Origin of the sequence: Streptomyces bathyalis, from assembly GCF_015910445.1 — a bacterium.
In the GTDB taxonomy this organism is placed as follows: Bacteria; Actinomycetota; Actinomycetes; order Streptomycetales; family Streptomycetaceae; genus Streptomyces; species Streptomyces bathyalis.
In genome coordinates, this window is record NZ_CP048882.1 from 4,321,904 (window position 1) to 4,347,390 (window position 25,487).

Annotated in this window: 22 protein-coding genes and 2 pseudogenes; 8 read left to right on the forward strand and 16 right to left on the reverse strand. The window is 70.4% G+C overall.

Annotated elements, in window-relative coordinates; genetic code table 11:
• Positions 1-8: 8 nt before the first annotated feature.
• A complete protein-coding gene (locus G4Z16_RS18835; protein ID WP_197351902.1) occupies positions 9-899 on the reverse strand; it encodes a DUF4231 domain-containing protein in 891 nt (296 codons plus the stop codon).
• A 297-nt stretch (positions 900-1,196) separates the two neighbouring features.
• On the opposite strand from G4Z16_RS18835, the gene G4Z16_RS18840 reads away from it, so the two are divergent.
• A complete protein-coding gene (locus G4Z16_RS18840; protein WP_197351903.1) occupies positions 1,197-1,478 on the forward strand; it encodes a hypothetical protein in 282 nt (93 codons plus the stop codon).
• A gap of 134 nt (positions 1,479-1,612) precedes the next feature.
• Here the strand turns inward: G4Z16_RS18840 and G4Z16_RS18845 are convergent, their stop codons facing one another.
• A complete protein-coding gene (locus tag G4Z16_RS18845) occupies positions 1,613-1,912 on the reverse strand; it encodes a hypothetical protein (protein WP_197351904.1) in 300 nt (99 codons plus the stop codon).
• A 571-nt stretch (positions 1,913-2,483) separates the two neighbouring features.
• Between G4Z16_RS18845 and G4Z16_RS18850 the strand changes: the two genes are divergently transcribed.
• A complete protein-coding gene (locus G4Z16_RS18850; RefSeq protein ID WP_197351905.1) occupies positions 2,484-2,924 on the forward strand; it encodes a VOC family protein in 441 nt (146 codons plus the stop codon).
• A gap of 64 nt (positions 2,925-2,988) precedes the next feature.
• Here the strand turns inward: G4Z16_RS18850 and G4Z16_RS18855 are convergent, their stop codons facing one another.
• Positions 2,989-3,318 carry a hypothetical protein gene (locus tag G4Z16_RS18855; RefSeq protein WP_197351906.1) on the reverse strand — a complete coding sequence of 110 codons (330 nt, stop codon included), beginning with the start codon at positions 3,316-3,318 and terminating at the stop codon, positions 2,989-2,991.
• A gap of 516 nt (positions 3,319-3,834) precedes the next feature.
• On the opposite strand from G4Z16_RS18855, the gene G4Z16_RS18860 reads away from it, so the two are divergent.
• The gene (locus G4Z16_RS18860) at positions 3,835-6,072 is read left to right on the forward strand and encodes a WD40 repeat domain-containing serine/threonine protein kinase (protein WP_197351907.1); all 2,238 of its coding nucleotides are present in this window, start codon (positions 3,835-3,837) and stop codon (positions 6,070-6,072) included.
• Between the two features lie 165 nt (positions 6,073-6,237).
• Here the strand turns inward: G4Z16_RS18860 and G4Z16_RS18865 are convergent, their stop codons facing one another.
• The 3 genes from G4Z16_RS18865 to G4Z16_RS18875 all read right to left on the reverse strand — a co-directional run bounded on the left by G4Z16_RS18865 (position 6,238) and on the right by G4Z16_RS18875 (position 8,335).
• Positions 6,238-7,395 (reverse strand): FAD-dependent oxidoreductase, encoded by a 1,158-nt coding sequence (locus tag G4Z16_RS18865; RefSeq protein ID WP_197351908.1) that lies wholly within the window; start codon positions 7,393-7,395, stop codon positions 6,238-6,240.
• Between the two features lie 164 nt (positions 7,396-7,559).
• Positions 7,560-7,844, reverse strand: a complete 285-nt coding sequence (locus G4Z16_RS18870) for a helix-turn-helix domain-containing protein (protein ID WP_197351909.1) — start codon at positions 7,842-7,844, stop codon at positions 7,560-7,562.
• Positions 7,844-8,335, reverse strand: a complete 492-nt coding sequence (locus G4Z16_RS18875) for a DUF2975 domain-containing protein (RefSeq protein ID WP_197351910.1) — start codon at positions 8,333-8,335, stop codon at positions 7,844-7,846. Before G4Z16_RS18875 ends, G4Z16_RS18870 begins: the two co-directional genes overlap by 1 nt.
• Positions 8,336-8,953: 618 nt before the next feature.
• On the opposite strand from G4Z16_RS18875, the gene G4Z16_RS18880 reads away from it, so the two are divergent.
• The 3 genes from G4Z16_RS18880 (at position 8,954) to G4Z16_RS18890 (ending at position 12,327) form a co-directional block, all read left to right on the forward strand.
• Positions 8,954-10,009 carry a right-handed parallel beta-helix repeat-containing protein gene (locus tag G4Z16_RS18880; RefSeq protein ID WP_197351911.1) on the forward strand — a complete coding sequence of 352 codons (1,056 nt, stop codon included), beginning with the start codon at positions 8,954-8,956 and terminating at the stop codon, positions 10,007-10,009.
• 420 nt (positions 10,010-10,429) lie between these two features.
• Entirely contained in the window at positions 10,430-10,783 is a 354-nt protein-coding gene (locus G4Z16_RS18885) for a VOC family protein (RefSeq protein ID WP_197351912.1), read from the forward strand.
• 197 nt (positions 10,784-10,980) lie between these two features.
• Positions 10,981-12,327: an MFS transporter gene (locus tag G4Z16_RS18890; protein WP_197351913.1), complete on the forward strand. Its 1,347-nt coding sequence runs from the start codon at positions 10,981-10,983 to the stop codon at positions 12,325-12,327.
• A gap of 245 nt (positions 12,328-12,572) precedes the next feature.
• Here the strand turns inward: G4Z16_RS18890 and G4Z16_RS18895 are convergent, their stop codons facing one another.
• The 10 genes and pseudogenes from G4Z16_RS18895 to G4Z16_RS18935 all read right to left on the reverse strand — a co-directional run bounded on the left by G4Z16_RS18895 (position 12,573) and on the right by G4Z16_RS18935 (position 22,732).
• Positions 12,573-14,729: an ArnT family glycosyltransferase gene (locus G4Z16_RS18895; protein ID WP_197351914.1), complete on the reverse strand. Its 2,157-nt coding sequence runs from the start codon at positions 14,727-14,729 to the stop codon at positions 12,573-12,575.
• On the reverse strand, positions 14,726-16,207 hold the full coding sequence (locus tag G4Z16_RS18900) for a bifunctional glycosyltransferase family 2/GtrA family protein (protein WP_197351915.1): 1,482 nt from the start codon (positions 16,205-16,207) through the stop codon (positions 14,726-14,728). Before G4Z16_RS18900 ends, G4Z16_RS18895 begins: the two co-directional genes overlap by 4 nt.
• Before the next feature lie 134 nt (positions 16,208-16,341).
• Positions 16,342-16,878, reverse strand: a complete 537-nt coding sequence (locus G4Z16_RS18905; protein ID WP_197351916.1) for a GNAT family N-acetyltransferase — start codon at positions 16,876-16,878, stop codon at positions 16,342-16,344.
• On the reverse strand, positions 16,862-18,808 hold the full coding sequence (locus G4Z16_RS18910; protein ID WP_197351917.1) for a sensor histidine kinase: 1,947 nt from the start codon (positions 18,806-18,808) through the stop codon (positions 16,862-16,864). Before G4Z16_RS18910 ends, G4Z16_RS18905 begins: the two co-directional genes overlap by 17 nt.
• Positions 18,809-18,954: 146 nt before the next feature.
• Positions 18,955-19,659: pseudogene (locus G4Z16_RS18915) on the reverse strand (response regulator transcription factor); the annotation flags it as partial.
• A 344-nt stretch (positions 19,660-20,003) separates the two neighbouring features.
• On the reverse strand, positions 20,004-20,462 hold the full coding sequence (locus tag G4Z16_RS18920) for a lamin tail domain-containing protein (RefSeq protein WP_197351919.1): 459 nt from the start codon (positions 20,460-20,462) through the stop codon (positions 20,004-20,006).
• Positions 20,463-20,732: 270 nt separating this feature from the next.
• On the reverse strand, positions 20,733-21,152 hold the full coding sequence (locus tag G4Z16_RS18925; RefSeq protein WP_197351920.1) for a hypothetical protein: 420 nt from the start codon (positions 21,150-21,152) through the stop codon (positions 20,733-20,735).
• 380 nt (positions 21,153-21,532) lie between these two features.
• On the reverse strand, positions 21,533-21,667 hold the full coding sequence (locus G4Z16_RS32960; RefSeq protein WP_281393699.1) for a hypothetical protein: 135 nt from the start codon (positions 21,665-21,667) through the stop codon (positions 21,533-21,535).
• A gap of 20 nt (positions 21,668-21,687) precedes the next feature.
• Positions 21,688-22,539 (reverse strand): annotated as a pseudogene (locus G4Z16_RS33315) (HpcH/HpaI aldolase family protein); the annotation flags it as partial.
• A complete protein-coding gene (locus G4Z16_RS18935) occupies positions 22,421-22,732 on the reverse strand; it encodes a hypothetical protein (RefSeq protein ID WP_197351921.1) in 312 nt (103 codons plus the stop codon). The pseudogene G4Z16_RS33315 and the gene G4Z16_RS18935, both read right to left, overlap by 119 nt.
• A 276-nt stretch (positions 22,733-23,008) precedes the next feature.
• Here G4Z16_RS18935 and G4Z16_RS18940 point away from each other — a divergent pair, with 276 nt between their 5' ends.
• Both G4Z16_RS18940 and G4Z16_RS18945 read left to right on the forward strand, forming a co-directional pair.
• A complete protein-coding gene (locus G4Z16_RS18940; protein WP_197351922.1) occupies positions 23,009-23,857 on the forward strand; it encodes an ABC transporter ATP-binding protein in 849 nt (282 codons plus the stop codon).
• A complete protein-coding gene (locus G4Z16_RS18945) occupies positions 23,854-25,461 on the forward strand; it encodes a transporter (protein WP_197351923.1) in 1,608 nt (535 codons plus the stop codon). The genes G4Z16_RS18940 and G4Z16_RS18945 overlap by 4 nt, the downstream gene beginning before the upstream one ends.
• Positions 25,462-25,487: the final 26 nt, after the last annotated feature.

The window sequence follows — 25,487 nt, forward strand, 5'->3', positions numbered from 1 at the left end:
AGAGGGCCTCAGCTGACCGTCCAGCGGATCATCCAGGCCTCGTTCTGCACCGAGATCACGTGCTCGCACTCCGCGACGAACCGGTCGGCGGCCTCCGGCTCCGCCTCCGGGCCGTCCTGCCATCGCGCCAGCAGCCGCTCCAGTTCCTCCGCGGTGCGTGTGAACTCCAGCTGCTGGTAGGCGTACCGCTGTGCCAGCGCGTGCGCCGTCACCGCCACCCCGACCGACGCCGCGACCGCGACCCATGCCGCGATCTCCTCCACGCTCCACGTCGCCGCGACCGCCGCCAGCACCGCCCCGAACCCTCCCAGCGCGAATTCGGTCCGCTCGTGCAGTCGCACCTTGCGCTGCATGTACGCGGCCCGCGGCCGGTAGTACCCCTCCAACTGCCGCCGCAGCCGCAGCTCCACGTACGACCGCGTGTCCCGCACCTCGGGCAGCGGGCGGCGCACGGGCGTGATGCCGGTGGTGTGCCGCAGCAGGTCGCCGCCGTCCGCGACGAACCTCTGGGCGCGCTCGCGCAGCAGCCGGCCGCCCTCGCCGTTGTCCCGGTACGCGCCGGCTCCGGCGAGCGCGACGTACGACTCGGCCTTGAGCGCCTCGGAGACGGCACGCAGCCTCGTCCAGTCGCTGACCTTGTCCGGTCCGCCGTGCCTTGCCGTCAGCGGCGCGCATCCGGCGGCGAAGGCCGAGGCGAAGGCCAGCGCCCTGCCGCCCGCCTCGCTCTCCCCCATCACCTGCGACGCCGCCGTCCCCAGTGCCGCGGCCACCAGCCCGAGCACCAGCGCGGCCACCCTTGCCCGCGACACCTGCTCCTTGAGCTGCCCGGCAGCCTGGGACCACACGCTCTGCTGATCCCATACGGCGACCACCGCCGCATGCTCCAAGACCCCCGCCATAGGAGGATCATGACAGGGGGCGACGGCACCGCCAAGGCGGGAGTCACAGGGGACTCAGCAGCGTGAGAACGGTCTTGTTGCGGGGCCGGCGGCCGGTGCGATGCTGGCCGGGCGTGCCATAGGTCGGGACCGGCGGAGGTGTGTCAAGGAGCGGTTCGTCACCGAGCACACTCCATACGTTTCGAAGAGATCTGTGATCTCTACGGAGCCGGCCCCGGCCAAGTGCGCGCATACACAGAGAGTGACTGGAAAGAGTCGGTCAGCCTCACGGCAGGGGAGCGGGGGGCCTGGGGAGTCGTGCTGGATGCCTTCGCGAGCGCCGTGCTGAACGAGGAGCCTGACAAGGGCGAGAAGGGCGAAGAGGATCAGCAGATCAGCCTCATCGCGGGCGAAGTGCCGGTGCGGACACCGGCGGTCGAAGGCGAACTCCGACGGACCACTCGACGGACTCATCGAGGTCCGAAGCGGGTTGACCGAGGTTCACGAACCCATGTGGTCGACCTGACAGGGATGAGGCTCGAACCTGTTCCAGGCGGGGGCGCCGCCCAATCGGTGGGCGACGCCCCGTCGTCGGCTTGACTCGGCCATTGAGATTCCAGCCAAAGCCGCTGCAATGACCTCGTGCGCGGGGCCTGCTCGGTTGTCGGCCGATTCAAAAGGCCGCGATTGCCTGGGCTTTCGCCATGGCCTTTCAGCTGTCGCAGGCCACCGCCTCACGCAGCGGCGATGGCCGCGTCGCCGCCGTTGGCGTCACCGGAGCTCTGCTCGTTGCCGCTGATGCCGGCGCCGCAGTTGTTCTGCAGGTTGCGGGAGTCAGCGTTGCCGCCGCCGCCGGTGAGTGCGGGGAGGGCCCCCAGGCCGGTGTCGCCTTCGGTGTCACCGTTCGACTGGGTGCAGGTGATGTTCGGGAGTTGCGTGTCCTCCCAGCTGCCGGCGGACGCGACCCCGGCACCGACCATGCCGACGCCACCGAGAATGGCGGCTACTACGGCAGCTCCGCGAAACTTGCGCATGACTTCTCCACTTCATGATGCAGTGAACACGATCCGTAGGACCGCGAAGGAATAGCAGTAGCTATTTCATGAAAAGGGCGTCATTTCAGCCCCAACACGCCACCGTTACCTGAGTGGCCGTCAGGCAGCGGTTCCGGCGCGTTCGCAGCGAGACGGTCCTCCGTGCCACACGCGTGTCTGACAAGGCGGGGAGGAACTGCGTGGAATCGGTCGGCGGGAGCCCCTCACGGAGGTGACGGTCCCATGAGGGGCTCTCGTCACGGCCAAGCCACCAACGCGCAAAGTAGCAGGGTGGACCCTTCGATCGAGCACACCGCAGTTCCGCGTTCTCTTCAACCGTGCCTGTCACCCAAGCGGTTAGGACCAAAGGGCCGTGCTCAGGTCGCTCGCACAGCCGCAGATTGCTGAGGTGCTCGCGGCCTGCTCCCGATTCGGCGCCGCTCTGCCTCCGGAAGGTGTGTCAGATCTTTCGGAGTTCGGCGGTCTGCGGATGTCGAGAAGGGGCCACCGGCTCCGTCCCAGGGACATCAGCGGCCACCACCGGCTGCACGAGGAAGAAGGAGAAACCGGCATGGCGATTCAGCGGATGGACAACGTCGGCATCGTCGTCGAGGACATGGACGCAGCCATCGCGTTCTTCGTGGAACTCGGCATGGAGCTGGAGGGCAGGGCGGAGGTCGGGGGCCTCGTCGCCGATCAGTGCACCGGACTCGACGGCGTCCGCTGTGACATCGCGATGGTCCGGACCCCGGACGGTCACAGCCGGCTCGAGCTGGCGAAGTACCGCAGCCCCGCGGTGATCAGCGCCGGGCCGCGCAACCGGCCGCACAACATTCTGGGCACGCACCGCGTCATGTTCGCCGTCGACGACCTCGAGGACACCGTTGCCCGCCTGCGCCCCTACGGCGCCGAACTCGTCGGCGAGATCGCGCGGTTCGAGGACAGCTATCTGCTCTGCTACGTCCGCGGCCCGGAGGGCATCATCGTCGGGCTGGCCGAGCAACTGCGCTGAGAATGAGGAGACCGCAGCTCGTCCCCGCCAAGAGATCACGGCAATGAGCGGGCCAGTGGACGGTTCAGTCCTGCCACGGTTTCGGCCCGATGCCGGTGAGGACGAATTCGTACGAGCCGTCGGCCGTGGCCCTGATATCGGACACCACGACAGCGGCGTCCACGTCACCGTCGATCGAGAGCCGGAGTGTCTGATAGCGGGGCGGGGCGCCCTCGAACATGACGAGAAGCTCGGCCCCGGCGTATTTGGCCACTCCGGTCCAGCCGGACATCAGGGCGTGTGACCGGTCGCCCGGGAGGTCTACTTCCCATGCGATGAGCACTACCTCGCTCACTGGGAATTCGCCGCCGTGGTGAACAAGCGTGGCCCGCTCGGCGTGGTAGCTACTGCTCATGATGTCGGGAGCTTAATTCACTCGTGACCATCGACGGCGGACCCGCGAGGCCGGTGAGCAGCGACCAAGCCCTTCCAGCGCCTCCTGCGTGCCGCTCCGACCGTGGATGTCCGAGCTGTCCGCAGCTTGCGAACAGAGGGTCGTCGGTTTCGAATCCGACGGCTCCCAGGTTGATCTCGGTTGCTGATCAGTTGCTCATGCGAGGCTCCGGTCACGACGCTCCGCCAGCCGTGCTGGGCCGAGCGCCAGGGTTACCCGGCCGGCGGGGCCGCCCGCATCGCCGCTACGGCGGCGGCCGGGTCGTAGTTCTCGGCCTGACAGGTAAGCCGGTCCCGGGAGAGATCTGTTTCGGCGGTGGTGGGTTCGTTTACGCTGTCGCTCGCTCGAACGGTGAGCGGCTCCCGACGGGGGTAGCTGGGGGGCGGGGGAGAAGGCTTGTGACCGTCCGGGGCACCCCTGTGTCGGGCAGTGGACGGTGCGTCATGGGTTGCAGACCCGGCAAGGGGGAGAGTCGGCATGTCCCGACCGGACTTTGGTCGACCCGAAGTCCCGCCGACGGGTGGGGGACAAGAAGCGGAGTTGCCCGCAACTCCTCCGCCGCATCGCGCACTTGGGCCTGGCGATCCTTCCCGGGTGGGCCCGTACCGGCTGGAGGCGGTTCTCGGCGCGGGCGGAATGGGCCGCGTCTATCTGGGACGTACGCCCGCCGGAAGCGCGGTCGCGGTCAAAGTCGTGCACCGCGAGTACGCGGGCGATGTGTCCTTCCGCAAGCGCTTCGAGCAGGAAGTGGCCGCAGCCAGGCGAGTTCAAGGCCTCTACACCGTGCCCGTCGTTGACGCGGACCTTCAGGCCGATGAGCCGTGGCTGGCCACGGCGTACATTCCCGGACCCTCCCTTCAGCACGCGGTGAGCGAAGGCGGACCGTTGCCGGTCGAGGCGGCGTTGGCACTGGTCGCCAGGGTGGCTGAGGCCTTGCAGTCCATCCACGCCGCGGACGTGATCCACCGCGACCTCAAACCGTCCAACATCCTCCTCACCGGCGACGGCCCCAAGGTCATCGACTTCGGCATCGCCCGCGCAGCGGACGTCACGTCGGTGACCGGTACCGGGATGCGTACGGGAACGCCTGCCTACATGGCGCCCGAATACATCAGGGGGCAGAGCGTCACCGAAGCCGGCGATGTCTTCGCGCTGGGAGTGGTGGCCCACTTCGCCGCCACCGGACGGCTCGCTTTCGGCGGCGGCAGTCACTACAGCGTGACCTACCGCGTCCTGGAGCAGGCTCCCGAACTCGACGGCTGCCCCGAACCCGTGCGCGCCATCGCCGCAGCCTGTCTGGAGAAGGACCCCGACCAGCGGCCGACCCCTGCCGAAGTCATCGAGCAGTGCCTCCGGACCTCCACCACGGGCGTCGCCGACGACGACACACTCACCGCCGCCTCCACGCCGACGTCCCAACCCGTCTCCGAACCCGTCCCCGCACCCGGACCACCCGCCGCACCGGGCCCACCGGCGGCACCGGGCCCAGCCGCCGCACCGGGCTCGCCCGATGCCGCCACAGCGCCGGCACCGTCGCCGACAGCACTGCGGACCGTGCGGGACCCGGCACGGGCCACCGCCCCTGAGACGCCCGCGACCCCACCGGGCCCGAACACGCCGCCGGACTCCACGAGTACGTACGCCGATACCTCCCTCGCTGTGCCACTACCCGTACTGATGGCCGGACTTGGGATCGGCGTCCTCGTCCTCGTCACCGTCCTGATCGCCGTCTACCTGCCGTCCACGTCCTCCCGCCGACCCGGCATTCCCTACCCGTCGTTCAAGCCCGAGGCTTCTCTCACCACCAAGGGCTCATCCAACTCGTCCACAGACGTGGCGTTCAGCCCGGACGGCGAGGTCCTTGCCACCAGCGGGTCCGACGGCAGTGTGCAGCTCTGGGACGTTTCCCGCCGCAAGCCGGCCACCACCCTCACCACACCCGAGGGCCTCTCACACGTGCCCGCCGTCGCCAGCCTGGCGTTCAGCCCCGACGGCAAGTTCCTCGCCACCGGGGGCGACGGCAAGGTGGGACTGTGGGACGTGGCCAAGCGCCGGCAGGTCCGCGTCTTCGACGAACTGGGTGCGGTCAGGAGCGTGGCGTTCAGTCCGGACGGCAAGACACTCGCCACCGGCAATGAGTTCGGCGAGGCGAAGCTGTGGGACACCGACAGCGGCAAGGACGAGGAACTCGCCGTCCTCGACCACAAGACGGACATCGTCAACGCGGTGGCGTTCAGTCCGGACGGCAGGACACTCGCCTCCGCGGGCAGCAATTCCCGAGGCAACACCGATGGCACGGCGAGGCTTTGGGATGTGAAGAGCCGCAAATCACGCGCCACTCTCCGCCCCGGCGGATCACTCTCGACCGTGGCGTTCAGTCCGGACGGCAAGACACTCGCCACCGCCGGCATCGCGGAAAAGGTGAGGCTGTGGAATGTGGCAAGCGGCCGCCAGAAGGCCTCACTTGACGACGCCTACGCCGGATCGTCGGGTGAAGACATGGCGTTCAGCCCGGACGGCAAGACGCTCGCCACGCCCGCCTACAACGGAGTGTGGCTCTGGAACGTGGCCGGTCGCGAACCACGCGCCCGCCTGTCGAGCAGGACGGACTCGACCAAGACGAACGGCGCAGAAGACGTCGCCTTCAGCCCTGGCGGCCGGCTCATCGCAGGCACCGGCATCAAACGCCCGGTACAGCTGTGGAAAACCCCCTGAGACGATGTCGCTGCGGCTAGGTGTATTGACCTGATGCCCGCTCGGTGATGTCCGAGGCGGCCGACGAGCCGGCGGCGATCGCCCCGCACGCCAGCACGCGGCCCGTCACGTCTCGGTCTTGAACCGGCCCGTCACGTCGCACTCTTGAACCGGCCCGTGGTGAGGTCACTTGGGGGTGGGGTCGGGGAAGGACCTGTCGCCGAAGAGGACCCGGCTTGCCGCGGCCTTTCCGAACGGGGTGCGTAGCAGTGTGAACGCCGCTGCCGCTGTGGTCGGCGTCCGGACCTGGGCCAACCCCCGGCGCAGCATGAGCCGTCCGCGGAACCGGGTGCGGAGTGCGGCTCCGTCGTAGTTGGCCAAGGTGTCTGAATCTCCGCTGCGCAGAGCGTCGTTGAGCACGTCGGCTGCGAGTTCCGACTGCCGCAGGCACGGGTCCAGGCCGCCGGCGGTGAGTGGGGAGACCGCGCCTGCCGCGTCGCCCACCAGAAGCCCGTCGGCGCAGCTGATCCGGCGCAGCAGGCCGCCGACCGGGATGGGACCTCCCCGTCGTTCCACCGTTCCGGGACGTTCGACGCCGCTCAGCCCGGGGGCCGAGCCGCTGAAACGCTCCACGGCCCGGCGGAGACCGTCCGGATAGCGGTCGGCATAGCCCGCGACACCGACATGGGCGTGCTGCCCGTCGTTGACCACCCAGGCCAGGTAGCCGGGGGCCAGCGAGGGATCGAGTACGCAGTGGAAGGTCGGTGGCTCGTGGCTTCCCGCCAGTTCGAAGACCTCTTCGGCGCCGACGATCAGATGGCGGTTCCGGTCGAGAGCGAGGTCGCGGGCCACTCGTGAGCGGGCGCCGTCCGCGCCGACGACGAAGCGGGCACGGACCGCGGTCGGCTCGTCTCGACCTGCCAGGTGGAACGTGTTGCCCTGCCGGCCGGCATAGCGAGTGCCCAGTGCTATGCGTACGCCGGCGGCGGCCGCGGCGGCGGCCGACGCTTCGTAGAGCGGCGCCATGTCGCCCACCCGGTACTCGTCGCGGGGGCTGGTGAGGCTGACCGGGCGGCGCAGGTCAGGGGGATAGAGGACCACGCGCCGGATCGGTGGTCCGAGGCAGTCGGGGGGCAGAGGGAAGTCGTCGAGTGTCTTCCGTACGAAGATTCCAGTGGTGCGGATCGCGGCGGCGAGATTGGTCCGGCGTTCGACCACGAGCACGTCGTGGCCTTGCCGGGCGAGGAGCGTGGCGGTGTTCAAACCGGCCAGTCCCGCCCCGACGACCAATACGTCGGCACTGTCTGCGGCCCCGAGACGGTAGGAGCGGTCGGCTGTCGTCATGGTGTGCCCTGTTCCTGTTGGGGTCCGTCATCGGAGCGCGGCAGGCCCCGGCCGGCTGCGGGCGGTGCGGCGACGGCCAGAGTCGCGAGGGTGAGTCGTGCGGACGTCACGGGCCGGTGTCCTGACCGGTGATCGTGTGCAGGGGCCGGCAACCGCGGCCGCGGTCACCAGGGCGAGGATCCGGTCGGGACGGATTCCCCGGATTCGTGCGTGGCCCGGTGGTTGCCCTCGGGGCCCCCGGCGTCCTCGGGCTCCCAGCGCAGCAGGTCTCCGGGCTGACACTCGAGCGCTTCGCACAGCGCGGCGAGCGTGGTGAAGCGCACCGCCTTGGCGCGGCCGTTCTTGAGCACCGCCAGGTTGGCGGGCGTGATCCCCACCCGGTCCGCCAGTTCGCCCACGGACATCTTCCGCTTGGCCATCATCACGTCGATGTCGACGATGATCGGCATCAGATCACCTCGGCCAGCTCGGCCCCCAGCCGCGACGCTTCGACGTCGCGTGCGAGGGCCTGTGCGAGCAGCATCCGCAGTACGAGCACGATGAGCGCGATCCCGAAGATCGCCAGGGAAACCCCGCCCAGCAGGGCCACGACACCCGGAGGTACGGCCTCGCCCGGCGCCAGGACCACCCCGAGGGCGAACACCAGGAGCGCGGCCGCCACGAACGCGCCGATCACGAGGTGGACGTAGCGGAACGCGGCGTGGGAGAAGACCGTGCCGCGTCGCACCATCGTCACCAGCCGCCACACGCCGAACAGGACGATCTGAACCGTGACGACGACCAGGATCGTGATCACGAGGGCCGGAGTGCGGTGGTCCGACAGAACGCTCTCCTCCACGGCGCCGCCCAGCATCGCCACCATCACCGCCTGGACGAACAGCGATCCGGCGAGCAGCGCCACCATCACGGCGCGCAGCGCAAGCACCGTCAGCTTCCCCATCGCCCCTCCCTTGGTCGACTAGCAATAGAAATCTATTGATTATCGATAGGAATGGCAAGTGCGGGTTCACTGAGGGGACATGACTGCTCGTCCTCGGCCCTGTGGGAAGGACCCGTGGGTGGAGGCGCTGGGGCTCGCGCCGCCGGGCCGACTCTGCTGCCTCCGGTCCGCTCCCGGCCGGGCGGTGGCGCCGAATGGCGACGCCCGAGTTGCGCCGCCGTCGCATCAAGGTGCGGCCGGGCGTCGACCGCTTGAACGAGCCACCTCCCCCGTCCGAGGGAGCAACAACGTGGAGCCCCGCGAATGCCTCGCGGAACGTGCCCGGGGTGCTGCGGGGGCAGGTACGAGCTGGGCTCTGGGCTGCTCAAGTCGGCCGGCCAGATCCGACGGCCACCCGCACCTCCTCAGCGGCAGTCGGTGGTGACAGCAGCACCTTCGGGCGACGGCGGTGGGCCCAGAGCTTGCAGGGGCGGGGCCGTTCGGCGGTAGGCCAGGTGAGGCCGCTGTGGCTGCGGTTACGGATGATTTGTCATCTCATCAGTCCGACCGGCCGGCAGGCCGCTTGGTGCCGTGCAGATGACGTGCCGTTTCACTCTCAGCGCTGAGGAAGGCGTAGCCATGAAGATCATCTTGCGGTCCGGTGCCGTCGCGGCCGCGTTCGGTGTGGGACTCTCCCTTGCGGTCCTGCCGACCGGGCCTGCCAGTGCCGCCGGGGGGACTCATGTGCGGTGCAACGACATCACCGGCCTGGTGAACGCGATCAACCGGGCCAACGCCAGCGCCAATGCTGGCCGCATCACGCTCGCGTCCCACTGCACCTACAACCTGACCACCCCCAACAATGCGGACGACGGGCTTCCGGAGATCACCGGGAACGTGACGATCTCCGGCCGTGACACGACCATCCGGCGTGCCCCGAGTGCGACGCAGGACTTCCGTATCTTCCACGTCGCGACCGGCGGCACCCTCAACCTGAACTCGCTCACCGTCAGCAACGGCCGCGTGGGCAACGCCCTGTCCGGCGGCGGCATCGCGAACAGCAGCGGAACGCTGAACCTGAACCGCACGATCGTGAGGAACAATCTCGCCGGTGACGGTGGTGGCATCGCCAACACCGGTGGACGGACCAACCTCGACCGCAGCACCGTCGAGCGCAACACCGCAAACGGCTTCGGCGGCGGGATCATCAACGCGGGCAACGGCACGTTGAGGATGGAGGGCGGGTCCCTGCTCAGGAACCGCGCGCTCGAAATCGGCGGGGGTCTGGAGAACATCGGGGGCACCGCGTCTCTGGAGTCCGTATCGGTCAGGGGCAACACCGCCCAGCTGGGTGGCGGCCTCCGCAACGTGAACGGTTCCACCCTGCGCCTGAGGTCGACCACTGTCAGGGACAACATCGCTGTGAACGGTGCGGGCATCTCGAACGGGGGGACCGGAAGTACCGTCACGCTGTTCCGGAGCCTGGTCACGCGCAACACGGCGATCACCGCCGGGGGCGGGATCCTCAATCAAGGAGGCCAAGTCACGCTCACCGAGAGCAGGGTCATCCGCAACACCCCGGACAACTGCAGCCCCGAAGGCAGCGTCCCCGGATGCACCAACCCCGGAAGCACGGTGGCCCCGCCGACCGCGAAGCTTCCCCCGGCTGCCGACGTCAAGAAATCCCGCAAGTGAGTCGCGCGAGCTGAACCGTGGTCACGCGCCTGTGACTTCGGTACGGGCTGAGGGCTGAGGCTCGTCGCGCACAGTGGTGAACGACGACGCATGGCGGGACCCACTCGCTGGGTCCCGCCATGCGAGTACTCGTCATGCGAGCACCTGCGGGGAGCGCACGGGCCGGTAAGACCTTGTGGCCGGAGTGGACGGTTCAGACCCCTCTCGGCAGGCCCTCAGCGGGGCTGTGAGTCAGGCGGAACACACTCAGAGCGTGGCGGTGGCAGTGACTGCCTGGGATCTGCCGTCGTCCCACGGCACGCTCGTCGGCCTGATGCCCCCGGCCGTTCTGCCAACGTCCCTGTCGAGGGTGGGATTGCCCCGACCGGCGGGTTCCGCCGTGATCCGGACGGGGGGACGCGGTCCTGGCAGGATGGCGGCATGGAACGTGTGCTTGGAATCGGTGGGTACTTCATGCGTGCCGCCGACCCGAAGGCCCTGAGCGCCTGGTACCGCGACTGTCTCGGCCTGGACGCCGATGAGCACGGCCTTTGGCATCAGGACGTCGGGCCCACGGTGTTCGCGACGTTCGAGTCCGAGACCGACTACTTCGGGTCCCGCGCCCAGCAGTCCATGCTCAACTTCCGGGTCCGCGACCTGGACGCGATACTCGCGCAGTTGCGCGCCAAGGGAGCGGACGTGGACGAGGAAACGCAGGACATGGAGGGGGTCGGCCGGTTCGGCTGGGTCACCGATCCCGAGGGCAACCGGGTCGAACTGTGGCAGCCTGCCTGACCGTTGAGGAAGCGTCGGCATCGGGTTCGTAGCGTTGCCACCCTCAGTGGCGACGGGCCACGTGCCCGCCTCGACGCCGAGCTGCGGCTGCCGAAAACAGGTTGAGGGCTGCTGACCGGACGGCGAATCTGGCGCACATGCCATACGCCGCCGTCCATCGCCGTAGTCGGCGCGATCACTCTTTCTCCCCGGACGGCATGCCGTTCTTTGGCGTGAGCGGGCACACCCTCATCGCCCATCCGAGGATGCCTGCCGGACGAGCCGTGGCCGTTCGCACCCCGCGCAGAGCGCCCCGCCGACTCGCCCCGTACGCGCGGCTGTTCGCTGTTCCGGGAACTCGCGCCTTCACCGCGGGGAACCTGCTTGCCCGGCTCCCCATGGGGATGTTCGGTGTTTCCGCGGTCATCATGATCGCGAGCGCGCGCGACTCGTATGCGCTGGCAGGTGCCGTGACAGCAACGGGACTGGCTGCCACGGGTGTTGTGGGTCCGTTGACGGCCCGGCTGATCGACCGGCACGGGCAGGCGCGGGTCGCGCTGCCCGCGACACTCGTCGCAGTGGCGGGAGCGGTGTCGCTGACCGCATGCATGCGGTTCGGTGCGCCGGACTGGACGCTCTTCGCCTCGTACGCGGCAACTGCCACCACACCGAACACCGGTGGCATGTCGCGGGCCCGTTGGGCGCATCTCTTCCGTCGGGATCCCGCCGCCCGGCACACCGCGAACTCCTTCGAGCAGGCCGCCGACGAGCTGTGCTTCATGTCGGGCCCACCCCTTGCCGCACTGCTGTGCACCCAGCTCTTCCCGGAATCAGGAACGTTGGCCGGAGCGGTACTTCTGCTCCTGGGGATGCTCATCTTCACAGGGCAACGCGGCACCGAGCCCCCGGTGGCGCCCCGGAAACCCGGCCTCGCCGCTTCGCCTCTGCGACTGCGCGCACTGACACCGTTGCTGGTGACATTTCTGTGCACCGGAGCCGTGTTCGGCGCGTTGGAGGTCGCGACGATCGCATTCGCCGACGAGCGCGGGCAGCAAGCGGCAGCGGGGGCGGTGCTCGCCTGCCAGGCACTGGGGTCGGCCGCGGCCGGCCTGCTCGTCGGCACACTCAGGGTGCCCACCACACCGCTCATCCGCCGCTTCACGCTGTGCGTCGCTGTGATGGCAGTCCTGGCATGGCTGCCACTCACCGCCGCGGCGACCGGGAGCCTGCCGCTCCTCGCAGTGGCGCTGCTCGTCGCCGGCATGGGCACCGCGCCGACGATGGTGACGGGCATGACGCTGATCCAGGAGACCGTCCCGGCAGCACGGTTGAACGAGGGCATGACGTATGCCGTGACCGCCCTTCTGACCGGCGTCGCCACCGGGTCGGCAGCCGGGGGCCGGGTGGCCGACCACGCCCGGCACCTCGACTGGCCCGTCACGTTCACAGTGCCGACCGCGGCCGCGCTGCTCGCCGCGGCCGCGGCCTCTTCGACGTTCGTCCTGTCCATGTGGCGGGGGCGGACGCGGCTCAGCGGTCAGGTACAGCAACGCCGCGGGCCGTGACCTCCGCCGCGCCTCGGCCCTCCGAGGGGCTTGAACGCGGCCCAGGCCCGCGCCACTTCTCGCCGGAGAAGTGCTCCCACGCCGACTGGCGGGTGGTTCCGAGAGCTTCGCCGGTCCTGGCTCAGGAGACGCCGCGGCGGCGCAGTTCCTGAACCCACGAGTGGAGGTCCGCCTCCGCCTGGTCGATGTGTGCGGCGACGCGCGGGATGTGGCTGAGCATCTCCCCGTCCGTCAGGGCGTGCCAATTACAAGGGCTGCCTCCGGTCGTTGTCCGACTTCTGCTTCTTCTCCGTCAGGTCGTAGAGGGTGGTCCGGCCGGACTTCTCCTTGGCGAAGTGCTTCTCGACCCAGTCAGAGATCTCGGTGGAGTTGCCCTGCCGGCCGCCCGGACCGCCCGGACCGCCGCTGATGAAGTAGTGGATCTCGCCTGCTTCCACGTACTTCTTGAACTGGGCCAGTGTGGGAGCCGGGTCGGTGCCGTTGAAGCCTCCGATGGACATCACCGGCTGTTCGGCGGCCAGTTGGTAACTCGCACCGTTCATCGCGCCGATGGTGGCGGCCACCCAGGTGTAGTCGGCGGCGTCCTCGGTGAGCTTCGCCTTGGTGGCCCTGCCGACCTGCTGCCCGTCGAGCAGTCCGCCCATGCCGCCCCGGGGCATCCGCTCCGGGTTCCTGCCATCGAGGGTCCGGCCGGGCAGGCCGTCGTCCGGCTTGCCACCCTGCCCGGGACGGCCGGATCCGCCGACGGCACCGGGCGGGAACTGCTCGATGGGGCCTGCCTGTTGGCCTCCGCCGGCCGCCGGACCGGGGAAGCTCCCGCGACCCTCCCCGCCCCCCGGCCCGGCGACGCGGGCTCCGCCGGGTCCGCCGAGGCGTGCCGACGCGGGCCCGGCCGTCACGATGGCTCCGGAGTGCGGGGTGTGGACGGTGCTCAGCGTGTACGCCAGGGGCCCTGCAAGCGACGCCGCCAGGCCCAGCCCGGCGATGACTGCCACGACGGTCTTCCCCGCGACCCGCTTCGGCAGCACCGCCGTTGCCAGGATGCCGAGCGCGGCTGCCGTTCCCCCGGCGAGGACCGCCCACTTGAGCCACGGCAGCCAGTCAGCAGCCCGGTCGAGCAGGACGTACGACCACGCAGCTGTCACTGCCACCGCGCCTGCCAGTGTCACGGTGGCGGCACGCCGCGCACGGCTCTGCCACAGCATGACCGTCCCGATGGCCACGACTGCGGCGACGTACGGGGCGAGCGCAACGGTGTAGTACTCGTGGAAGATCCCCGACATCAGGCTGAAGACCGCAACGGTCATCAGGAGCGAGCCGCCCCATGCCAGAAGTGCCGCACGCCGCATGTCGGTTCGTGCGGCCCGGCGAGTCAGCACCAGCCCCGCGACGAGGAGGAGAAGGGCCGCGGGCAGCAGCCAGGAGATCTGCCCCCCGACCGTCTGGTTGAACATCCGTCCGACGCCGCTCTCGCCGAACATGCCGCCGCCCGGACCACCACCCGGACCGCCGGATCCTCCGCCGCGTCCCGCCCCCGGCCCGACGCTTCCGACCTCGTTGCCGGTGATACGGCCCAACCCGTTGTAGCCGAGAGTCAGTTCGAGAAAGCTGTTGTTCTGCGAGCCCCCCACGTACGGGCGGGAGCCTGCCGGCCACAGCTCGACGAGGGCGACCCACCAGCCGCAGCTCGCCAGCATCGCCAGCCCGGCGAGCAGCAGCCGCCCGGCGCGGCGCGGCAGCGACGGCTGTGCGCAGACCAGATAGACCAGGGCCAGCGGCGGAACGATCAGCCAGGCCTGAAGTGTCTTGACGAGAAATCCCAGTCCCAGAGCGGCGCCGCACAGGAGCAGCCACCTCATGCGGGTGTCCTCGACGGCACGCAGCAGGCAGTACACCGCGCACACCGACAGCAAACACAGCAGGGCGTCCGGGTTGTTGAACCGGAACATCAGCGCCGCGACGGGTGTCAGTGCCGTCAGTCCGCCCGTCAGCAGGCCCGCCGCCGGCCCGAACCAGCGCCGTACGGACGCGTGGAGGACGGCGACGGTGGCGACGCCTGCCAGCGCTTGCGGTACCAGGATCTGCCAGGTGCCCAGCCCGAACAGCCGCACGGACAGCGCCATCGGCCACAGTGCGGCGGGCGGCTTGTCGACCGTGATCACGTTGCCGGAGTCGAGCGAGCCGAAGAGGAACGCCTTCCAGCTCTCGCTGCCCGCCTGGGCGGCCGCGGAGTAAAAGGAGTTGGCGTAGCCCGAGGCGCCCAGCCCGTACAGGAAGAGGACCGCCGTGACGGCGAGCAGCGCCCAGTAGGCGGGTCGTTCCCATCGGGGACGTGCGGCGCGGGCGTTCGTTCGCGCGGCGAGGCGGGTGGTGGGGACGAGGGAGCGGGCGAGGCCGGTCATGCGGAGGTCCGTTCCGTGAAGGTGTCGTGGTCGCCGCGGGTGTCGCCGTGCGCGCCCCAGGCGTTCAGGGCGGCTTCACCGGCTTCACCGGCTTCACCGGCTTCACCGGCTCCACCGGCTCCACCGGCTTCTCCGGGTTGTCCGGCTCGACCGGCTTCAACTGGCCGGTCGTCGTGGGCTCTTCCGCCGTCCTCCTCGGCTCTGACCTCCGGGGACTCACCGGCGAAGACCCAGGTGCGGAAGAGCAGGAAGCGCAGCAGTGTCGCGGCCAGGTTGGCGACGATCAGGACCGTGAGCTCCGTGCTGCGCGACGGGTGCGCGTCCGCGGTCTCCAGCGCGGCGAGCGAGCCGCTGGTGAGCGCCAGTCCGATCCCGAAGACCAGCAGGCCCTGCGCGTGGCTGCGTACGAGGCCCGCCCGTCCGCGGACCCGGAAGGTGTGACGGCGGTTGGCGGCCGTGTTGCCGAGCGCGGTGAGCAGCAGCGCAAGGGCGTTGGCGTACTGCGGTCCCACTCCGAGGCGCAGCAGCGAGTAGAGCGCCAGATAGGCGAGGGTGCTGACGGCGCCGACGACGCAGAAGCTCGCCAGTTGGCGGACGAGTCCGTTCGGGACTCCTCGCAGCGCGCGGTCCCGCGGATCGTCCCCGAAGGGGCGCCGGAGGCGTCCGAGCGGCAGTGCGCCGGTGGCCAGTCCGCGTCCCACGCGCCATACGCCACGCATGTCGGCGAGGGCCGTGCGGAAGAGCTCGACCCGGCTGTCCGGGTCGTCGACCCAGTCGACCGGCACCTCGTGGATCCGCAGTCCGGCACGCTCGGCGAGCACGAGCAGCTCGGTGTCGAAGAACCAGCCCGTGTCCTGAACGAGCGGCAGCAGCCGGTCCGCCACATCTCCGCGGACGGCCTTGAAGCCGCACTGCGCGTCGGAGAAGCGGGCCGAGAGCGAGCCGCGGAGGATCAGGTTGTACGCGCGGGAGATCAGCTCCCTCTTCGGGCCGCGCACCACCCGGGCGCCCCCTGCCAGCCGGGTCCCTATGGCGATGTCGGAGTGTCCCGAGATCAGCGGCGCGACGAGGGGGAGGAGGGCGTTGAGGTCGGTGGAGAGATCCACGTCCAGGTATGTGCGCACCGGCGCGTCCGAACGGCTCCACACCACGTGCAGGGCGCGGCCGCGTCCCTTCTCCTCCAGGCGTACGGCGACGACACCGCTCAGTTCGAGCGCGAGCCGGGTGGCGATCCGCTGTGTCCCGTCGGTGCTGGCGTTGTCGGCGATGGTGATGCGGAAGCCGTACGGGAAGTGGCTGTCGAGGTAGCCGTGCAGGCGCCGGACCGAACTCTCAAGGGTGCGCTCCTCGTTGTGCACGGGCACGACCACGTCGAGCACCGTCGGGGCGGTCTCGTTCCGTGGCTCCGGCAGCGCCAGCGGGCTACGGACGGGCAGGCGCTCTGTGGAGGGCTCTGCCGCTGGGGTGTGTGTTCGCATGCCCGGAACAGTCGTCGGCCGCCCTGTCAGGACCGTGTGCCGAGCCTGTGCGCCGGCTGTGAATCGGAAGGTGTGCAGGCCGGAGGCGGTCCGGCCGTCCTGAACGCTGCCTCAGTGCCGTCCTGAACGCTGCCTCAGGGAAGGAAGCGCTGCATCCACAGCGAGCTGATGTACTGCCCGTGCTTCACCGCGTACTCGCGGAAGACGCCCACGTCCGTGAAGCCGAACTTACGGTGCAGTGCGATCGATGCGTCATTGGGCAGGGCGATGCCTGAGACGACGACGTGGACCGGCTCGCCGGCGAGACTGTCGAACAGCGCGCTGTAGAGCATGGTTCCGATGCCCCGGCTCCGGGCGGCGGCGTTGAGCGCGATGCTCACCTCGACGGTCTCCCGGAAGGCTTCGTGGGCCCTGTACGGCTGGGTGCAGGCGTAGCCCAGGACCTTGTCGCCGTCTCTCGCGACGAACGCGCGGTAGGGGCCCGTCGGGGCGAAGTGCCGGAACCAGTCCCGCCGTTCGGCCACGGTGATCGGGCGGGTGTCGAAGGTGGCGATCGAATTCTCGGCCGTGAAGTTCATGATGCCGACGATGGTGGGAAGGTCGTCCTCCGTCGCCGGCCGGATCACGATGCCGCCGAAGGACGACGAGCCGGCGTCACTTCTGCGGCCCATGACCGGACTCCTTCGTCTCCTGGTCAGGAAGACCCGCCCACGGCACGGGAGTTGGTGCGGGTCGTGCTGTTTCCGCTGCCAGGGTAGGCGCAGCCGCGTGGCCGTTGTCTCCGGCCGCCGAGGCGGAAGCCGGGGCTGCCGCGTCGTCGCCGGCGCCCTCGTCGTCCACGTCGTCCACGTCGTCCACGTCGTCCACGTCGTCCACGTCGTCAGTGGTGGGCCGGGGGCCCGGCACGCCGTCCGTGGCCTCGTCGCTGCCCGCGCGATCCGCAGGTGGTGTCCGGTACGCCATGGCCGCCGCGGGGAGCCGTACGGCGAAGACCGTACGTCCCGGCCCGCTCGCCACGGTCACCCGGCCGTGGTGCGCGGTGACGACGGCTTCCACGATGGCCAGACCGAGTCCTGTGCTTCCGTGGGCACGCGAGCGCGTGGCGTCGCCGCGCGCGAACCGCTCGAAGATGTGCGGCAGTACGTCCGGCGCAATGCCCGGTCCGTCGTCCTCGACCTCCACGACGACCTCGCCGCGGGCGGGCACGGGCCGCACGCGCGCGGTGACCGTCGAACCGGCGGGCGTGTGCGTACGGGCGTTGGCGAGCAGGTTGATCAGGACCTGCTGCAACCGCTCGGCGTCGCCGTGCACTTCGACGGGTTCGGCGGGCAGTTCGAGCCGCCACACGTGGTGCGGCCCGGCCACGCGTGCGTCGCTGACCGCGTCGACGACGAGCGAGGACAGGCCCACGCCCGTGCGCTCCAGCGGTCTCCCCGCGTCCAGCCGGGCGAGCAGGAGCAGGTCCTCCACGAGGTCCGACATCCGTGTCGCCTCCGACTCGATCCGCTCGAGTGCGTGCCGGGTGCTCGGCAGGCCGTCGGCGGCCGGCGGGCCCGACCCGGCAGGCAGGGCGCCGGCTTGGGGCCGGTCCCCGCTGCTGCTTCCGTGCGAGCCTGCACGTTCTTGCCCGTCGGCGTCCGGGGCGGCGGTGCTGTCCGTGCCCGCGGAGACCCGCCGGGTCAGCTCCGCGTAGCCGCGGATGGAGGCCAGCGGAGTGCGCAGTTCGTGGCTGGCGTCCGCGACGAACCTGCGGAGCCGCATCTCGCTCTGCTGCCGGGCCTCCAGGGCCGAACTGACGTGTCCGAGCAGCTTGTTGAGCGCGGCGCCGACCTGCCCCGCCTCGGTGCGGGAGTCCGTGTCGCGCTCCGAGACCCGGTGCGGCAGCGTCACGACGCCGCTGTGCAGGGGCAGTTCGGTGACGTGGGTCGCGGTGGCGGCGACGCGGCGCAGAGGGCGCAGCGCGATGCGCACCATCGCCGCGCCCGCGAGGCCCGCGGCGATCAGGCCGGCGGCCGATACGCAGATCTCGACCACGACGAGGGTCCTCAGCGTCGACTGGACGCCGCTCATCGGCAGGCCTAGCAGCAGTCCGTCCACCTGGCCGCCCAGCTCTTCCGGCAGCCCGCCGGACTGGACGCGGTAGTCGCCCAGGCCCGGCAGTGACACCGTGTGCGGACGGCCGTCGCGCGGCACATCGTCGAGCGCCGCGCGCTGGTCGGCCGTCAGCCTGGTGAGCCGGTCCAACTGGTCGGTGCCGGGGCCGCCGCCGGGGTCCGTGCTTCGCGCGGCGCTGGTGAGCCGGCCGTCGTCGCTCGTGCGAGCCCCGACGGTGCCGATGGGCTGTCCGGGGATGGCGACGAACCGTACGTCGTCAGGTTGCGGGAGGGCGGCGCCCGGGGGCCCGTACGAACGCTGCACCGAAGCACGCAGTTCGTCGTCAAGACGCGATTCGAGCGAGGAGTTGACGGCGACGGCGGTGACCGTGCCGATCACCGCGCACACGACGGCGATCAGCGTCACGGCGGCGACGACGAGCTGAGTGCGCAGCGACCAGCGCCCGGACGTCCCGGCCGGACGTCGCGACGGCTGCCGCCGTATCACGGCCGTTCGCCTCCGCCGGAGCGGCCGGAGGCACCGGAGCCCCCGAAGCCGGAGCCGCCGCAGCCGACGATGTGCCGGGCGGACGCGTCCGGTTCGCCGCCGACGGGGGCTTGCGGGGCGGCACCCGGGGACTGCTCGTCGGACGGGGGCTTGATGAGATACCCCGCGCCCCGGCGGGTGTGGATCAGCGGCGTCCGTCCGGCGTCGATCTTCCGTCGCAGATACGAGATGTAGAGCTCGACGACGTTGGCCCGGCCGCCGAAGTCGTAGCTCCACACCCGGTCGAGTATCTGCGCCTTGCTCAGCACCCGGCGCGGGTTCCGCATGAGGTAGCGCAGCAGCTCGAACTCCGTCGCGGTGAGCTGGACCTCGGTGTCTCCCCGGGTCACTTCGTGGCTCTCCTCGTCGAGCGTGAGGTCGCCGACCTGGAGCACCGACTCCGGGCGTCCCGTGAGCGCCCCCGATCTGCGCAGCAGCCCGCGCAGCCGTGCCACGAGCTCCTCGAGCGAGAACGGTTTGGTGACGTAGTCGTCGCCGCCGGCCGTCAGTCCGGCGATGCGGTCCTCCACGGCGTCCTTGGCCGTGAGGAACAGCACCGGGACCTCGGGCAGTTCGCGCCGCAGTCCGCCGAGCACGGTCAGTCCGTCCATGTCGGGCAGCATCACGTCGAGGACGACGGCGTCCGGCCGCCATGCCCGAGCGGTGCGCAGCGCCGAGGTGCCGTCGCCCTCCGCGCGGGTCTCCCAGCCCTCGTAGCGAAGGGCCATGGAGAGCAGATCGGCGAGCGCGTCCTCGTCGTCGACCACGAGGACCCGGGACGGGCGGCCGCAGGACGCGGCGTTGTCGTTCATCGGCACAGCATGTGGCTCTTTCCTGAGTACTGCCTGTGAGTTCGCTGTGAGAACGCTGAGAGCGCCCGCTTCGCGCCGGGGCGCCCGACCGGGTACGAGGCCCGCGTACGCGGTGGCCCTACGGGAGGTCTGGCCGTTCACCGGGACGAGGGGGCGCGGCAGCGGCCACGGTCGCGCACCGGCACCCCTTGTGGAACAGACGGCGGTCACGAGAGGTTCCGGAGGTTCCCGGTCTCTGACGTCCCTCCGGCCGGTGGGCCGAGGTCCGGAGCCCTCGCCACACAGCCCTGCGCCCCGCGGCCGGGTTCCGGCCGCGGGGCGCAGGGTTCAAGCGGTGCTACCGGTCAGCGGCGGCCGTAGCGGCCCCACGCCTTGGTGTCGATCCAGCGGCCGTCGTCGTCGCGGAGGGTGGCGGCGTCGCGGCTGTCCCACACCGAGGTCCTGCGGTCCTGGTAGACGTGGCGGCCGTTGTCGTGGCCGACGCCGGTGTGGACGATGACCGAGGAGTGGCCACGCAGCCACACGTGACGGAAGCGGTAGCGGTTGCCGTCGCGGTCGGTGAGGGTCCAGCCGTTCAGCCGCACCGTGTGGTGGCCGGTGTTGCGCACCTCGACCCATTCCGAGTTCAGGCCGCGGTCGTAGCGGCTGTTCCAGCCGGTGTCGTGCTGCACCTGTCCGATCTTCACCGCCGAGCGCGGGGCGTGCGAGTGGTCGGAGGCCGTCGCCGGGAGCGCTGCCGCACCCAGCAGGGCTCCCGAGGCCAGAAGTGTTGCCGCGAGGCGGAGCGGACGAGAAGCAGACATGTGGTGTCTCCTCGAAGTCGTGCACACACGGCCGGACTTGGCCGGCCGGTGCGATCGGATTCCCGGCCGAGTGCCGAGGGCAACCAATGTGATCGGACATCTTCGTGCAGAAGCCGCATACAGGGCTCTATTGCAGAACACGGACAAATCCGGGACGGACTTGTGAAGTGAGAACCGCCCGGCCCGCGCCTGCGCCGTCCCGACGTGGCGCCGGGGGCATGTCGGCCGCTCGGCCGTGGCATGCCCCCTGGACAGCGGGACCGGACCGGTTCACATGCGCTTCAGCCCGATGTACTGGAGCCCCGCGAACAGGCCGACCACGAGTGCCTGGAGGACGATCCAGACCTCGCCGGCAAGGGTCGGGGAGAGGAAGGAGAACAGCGTCACAATGCTGGCGACGGCCCACAGGAAATTCACGGCGATCACGGCGCCCAGGGCGTTCTTGTTCATGCTCGGGCGCGTTCCGGCCGCCAGAACGCCGATTGCGTAGACGAGAAGGAAAGCGCCGATCGGATACTGCACCGATGTCTCGATTCCCAAAAGGGAGTCGAGAACTGTGGCGAGCGCCAGATAGCCGATTCCATTGAGTCCGGTGACGACCCCGTCCAGCTTGAGTGCGAGGCGGGCGAGACCGTCGGATGCAGGCACTCCCGCTGTCGCGGCGGCCCCGGAGTACTGTGTCGATGCCACTGGCGTTCGTCCTCTCGTGAGTCACGGTCAAGAATTGATCGCGAACAGATGCCGTCATCACGGCGGAGGTGAGCGCGCGCGTATTCGTCCCTTGTCCGGGTCCGTTCCCGGGCCGGGAATTCTCGGCCGCTGCCCCGTGCGGGACGATAGCCAGGGCCGGAAAGGCACAACAATTACCTCCCGGGTAATGCCGGGGATGCCGGGCGCCCGGAGTCTCCGGTCGAGGAGGGACGTCAGAACTCGGGGCCGTGGGCTCCCTGGGACCGGCGGCCGGTTCCTTCGCCTCCTCCGGCGTCGCGAACAGTGTCGTGCAGAAGGCCGCATGAGGTCGTTGTGCGTGAGCGTCACCCGGCTGTCCAGGATCAGCGGCGTGGACGGGCTCAGCGCTCCGCCGTGCCCATGGCCGTCGCGATCGCCGTGGACAGGAGCGCGGTGTCGATCCCGATCGCGGCGAAGTCGTACGGTCCGCTGTCCGCCGACTCGTACGCCTCGCGAGTGCCGAAGAACTGCCCCACCGGCACACCGCCTCGCGGCAGCGGCCGACGACGTGCCGCACCGCCTGCCGCACGGAGGCGGCTTCGGCCTGCCCGGGCACGCCCATGCTGCCCGACAGGTCGTACGGCCCGATGAAGATGCCGCCGACACCCGGCACGGCGAGGATCTCGTCGATGTTGCGCACACCCTCCGCGCTCTCGATCTGCAGCACGACACGAGTGGCGTCGTTCGCCTCCGCGAGATGACCGGTGAAGTTCCGCCCGTAGCCGTGGGCCCTTCCGATCCCGACCGACCGGCGGCCGAGCGGTGGGTACTTGGCGAAGGCGACGAGCCGGCGGGCGGTCGCCGCGTCGTCGACCTGGGGACAGATGATCCCCTCACAGCCGGCGTCCAGCGCCTGGGTGACGTACTGCTGGTCGGCGGCCGGAACGCGAACGAGGACGGGTGTCCGACCCTTTCCGGCGAGCAGCGCCCCGAGCTGCGTCGGGGCGATGGCTCCGTGCTCGCAGTCGAGGAAGAGCCAGTCGCAGCCCGCGAGGACGCTGATCTCCACGATGCGCGGATCGGGCAGGGTCACGATGGTCCCCAGCCGCGTGGGGTGCTCCGGCCGGACGGGGGCGGGGAACGGCTCTGGCACGGAACCTCCTCGGGCTGCGGACGGTGGGCGCCGAACCGCGGTGTACGCGGTCGCCGGCTGCCTGACCAGGCAGCCTAGGCGCGGGCGTTCCCGTGCCGGCCCATCGGGCGCGCCCGGCCGCCGGTATGCAGCCCAGCTAGGGCAGTTTCGGGTCGCAGGCGTCGCAGGGTTCCACGCGGCGCCCCTCTCTTCGGCGTTGGGCCTGGACGGCTCGGGCGTCCAGGGGTTCGCCGGTGGCGAGCATGCAGTCCGCACGGTGCAGGATGCCGACCCGGATCTCGCCGACGCGGGCGCGGCGCCACTGGATCGACCAGCCGGCGCGAGGGAGGGACGGTTCGGGGGTGCCGTTCTCCGCTCGTTCGATGGCACGCTGCACGGCAGCGAGCTGGACGAGCAGGTACCGCTCGATGGTGCGGAGGCGTGGCACATCGCGCGGGTACTCGGACATGCGTTCGATCGTAACGGGGTCGATGTGCCGGGCCCACCACCCCTTTCCGGACGGCGCCCGGGCATGCGGCGAGTTGATTGCCGGGACGCCCGTCCGCGCTCCCCGGCTTGCTGATTGGATCGACGGCAGCGGCAGGCAGGCGTTACGGCGTCGGCGGCCGCTGAGGAGAGGGCGCTGCTTCTGCGGAGTCGACGGGGAGTCCGCGGGGGTGCTTCATCTTGGACCCGTGCACGGGTGGTCGATCCCGGTAGCGCGCCCGCTGGCAACGAAAGAGGCATGGCCGTGACACTGCACGATCCACAGCAGCAACTCGACGCGACCGACAGCAGGGAGCCCGCCGCAGCGGTGCGGGTGAGAGGGCTGTGGAAGCAGTTCGGCGGACAGGTCGCCGTCGGGGGGATCGATCTCGACATCCCTGCCGGGAAGTTCGTGGGCCTGGTCGGTCCGAACGGGGCCGGCAAGACCACCACCCTCTCCATGATCACCGGCCTGCTGCGCCCCGACTCCGGCACCGTCGAGGTGAGCGGGCGCGACGTGTGGCGCGACCCGGTCGACGTCAAGTCCCGTATCGGGGTGCTGCCCGAGGGGCTGCGCCTGTTCGAGAGGCTCTCCGGGCGCGAGTTGCTGAGCCATCTCGGCGCTCTGCGTGGCTTCCCCCGCGAGGAGGCGGACCGGCGCACGACGCAGCTGCTCGAGACGCTCGACCTCGTCGGCGCGCAGCACAAGCTGATCGTCGACTACTCCACGGGCATGCGGAAGAAGATCGGCCTGGCCGCGGCGCTGCTGCACAACCCCGAAGTGCTGTTCCTGGACGAGCCGTTCGAGGGTGTGGACCCGGTCTCCGCGACGACGATCCGCGGTGTGCTCGAGCGCTACACGACCTCCGGTGCGACGGTCGTCTTCTCCAGTCATGTCATGGAACTGGTGGAGTCGCTGTGCGACTGGGTCGCCGTGATGGCCGTGGGCAGCATCCGCGCGCACGGCCCTCTCGCGGACGTCAGGGGCTCGGCCGGCTCCCTGCACGAGGCGTTCCTCCACCTCGTCGGGGCGCACGAGCGTGCGGCCGCCGGTGACAGCCTCGACTGGCTGGGCGGTGGCAGCAGCCGTCGGGACGGTGCCGAGTGAGCGCGGCCCCGTCCGTCACCTGGACGTTCACGCGTCTGAAGCTGTCCCTGCTGCGCAACGGACTGCGCCGGTCCTCGGGCCGGACCGCCGCCTTCGTCGTCTCCGTCGTGCTCGTTCTGCTGCTCGGCACGGGCCAGCTCCTGGGGATGCTCCTGCTGCGCGGCAACGAGTACGCCGCCGCCGGTGTCGTGCCGCTCGCCGCTCTGATGGCGCTCGGCTGGGCCGTGATGCCGGTCTTCTTCCCCGGAGGCGACGAGACGCTCGACCCGACGCGGCTCGTGATGCTTCCGCTGCGGGCCCGCCAGCTCATGCCGGGTCTGCTGATCGCCTCCCTCGTCGGGATCGGCCCGCTGTTCACGGTGCTCGTCGGGGCCGGTACGGTGCTCGCCCTCGCGCAGGGCGTCGCGGGGGCGGCGGCCGCGGTGATCGCCCTTCCGCTGCTGGTCCTCGTGTGCCTGGCGTTGGCGCGGGCGGTGGCCGCGGTCAACGTCCGCCTGCTCACCAGCCGCCGAGGCCGTGATCTGGCGCTGCTGAGCGGCCTGGTCATCGCCGTCGGGATCCAGCTGCTCAACCTCGGTTTCCAACGGCTGAGCGAGTCCGGGGGGCTCGCGCCGCTCGAACCCGTGGCAGACGCACTCGCCTGGGTTCCGCCCGCCTCCGCCGTGGCAGCCGTGCAGTCGGCGGGTGAGGGCGCGTACGGCTCCGCCCTGGCTCAAGTCGCCCTGTCCGGCGCCGCGTTGGCGGTGCTCCTGTGGTGGTGGTACCGCAGCCTGGACCGGTTGATGACCTCGCCGGACGCCTCGACGGTCCAGGCCACCACGGGGCCGGAGAGGGCCCGGGGCCGCGCCGGCGGCAAGGGACTCACCCGGCTCCTGCCCGAGGGCCGCACCGGTGCGGTGATGCTGCGCAGCCTGCGCTACGTCTGGCGCGATCCCAAGACGAAGGTGGGGTGGGCGTCGTCGCTCGGTGTGGGTGTGCTGCTGCCGGTGGTGTTCGCCGCTCAGGGCAACGGCAGTGCGTACAACGCCTGTTGGGTTGCGGGGCTGCTCGGCATCCAGATGTACAACCAGTTCGGGCAGGACTACTCGGCCTTCTGGCTGGTGGCCTCGACGATCTCCGACCCGCGCGACGCGTACGTCGAGATGCGCGCCCGGATGCTGGCCATCGCGCTCATCGCGGTGCCCTACGTCGCGGCGGTCGTGGTGGTCTGCGCCGTGCTCCTCGGGGAGTGGCAGAAGATCCCCGAAGTGCTGGGGCTGGCACTGGGGTTGCTCGGTGTGCTGCTGGCGACCGGAGTCTTCACCTCGTACCGCTTCCCGTACTCCATCCCGCAGGACAACGGCTACAAGAACGTCGCCCCCGGTCAGGGTTCCCTCGCCTACCTCAGCATCTTCGGCGGCATCATCATCGGTGCCCTGATGTGCTCTCCGCTGGCCGCGCTGACGATCTGGCTGCACCTCTCCGGAGGGCACGCGTGGCTGTGGGCCGTGCTGCCGATCGGACTCCTCTACGGGGTCTCCGCGCCCGCCCTCGCGCTGCGGGTCGCGGCACCGCGGGTCGCGGCGCGGCTTCCGGAGATCCTCACGGCCGTCAGCCGGGGCTGAGGCCGGTTTGCCACCGGGCCCGGGCG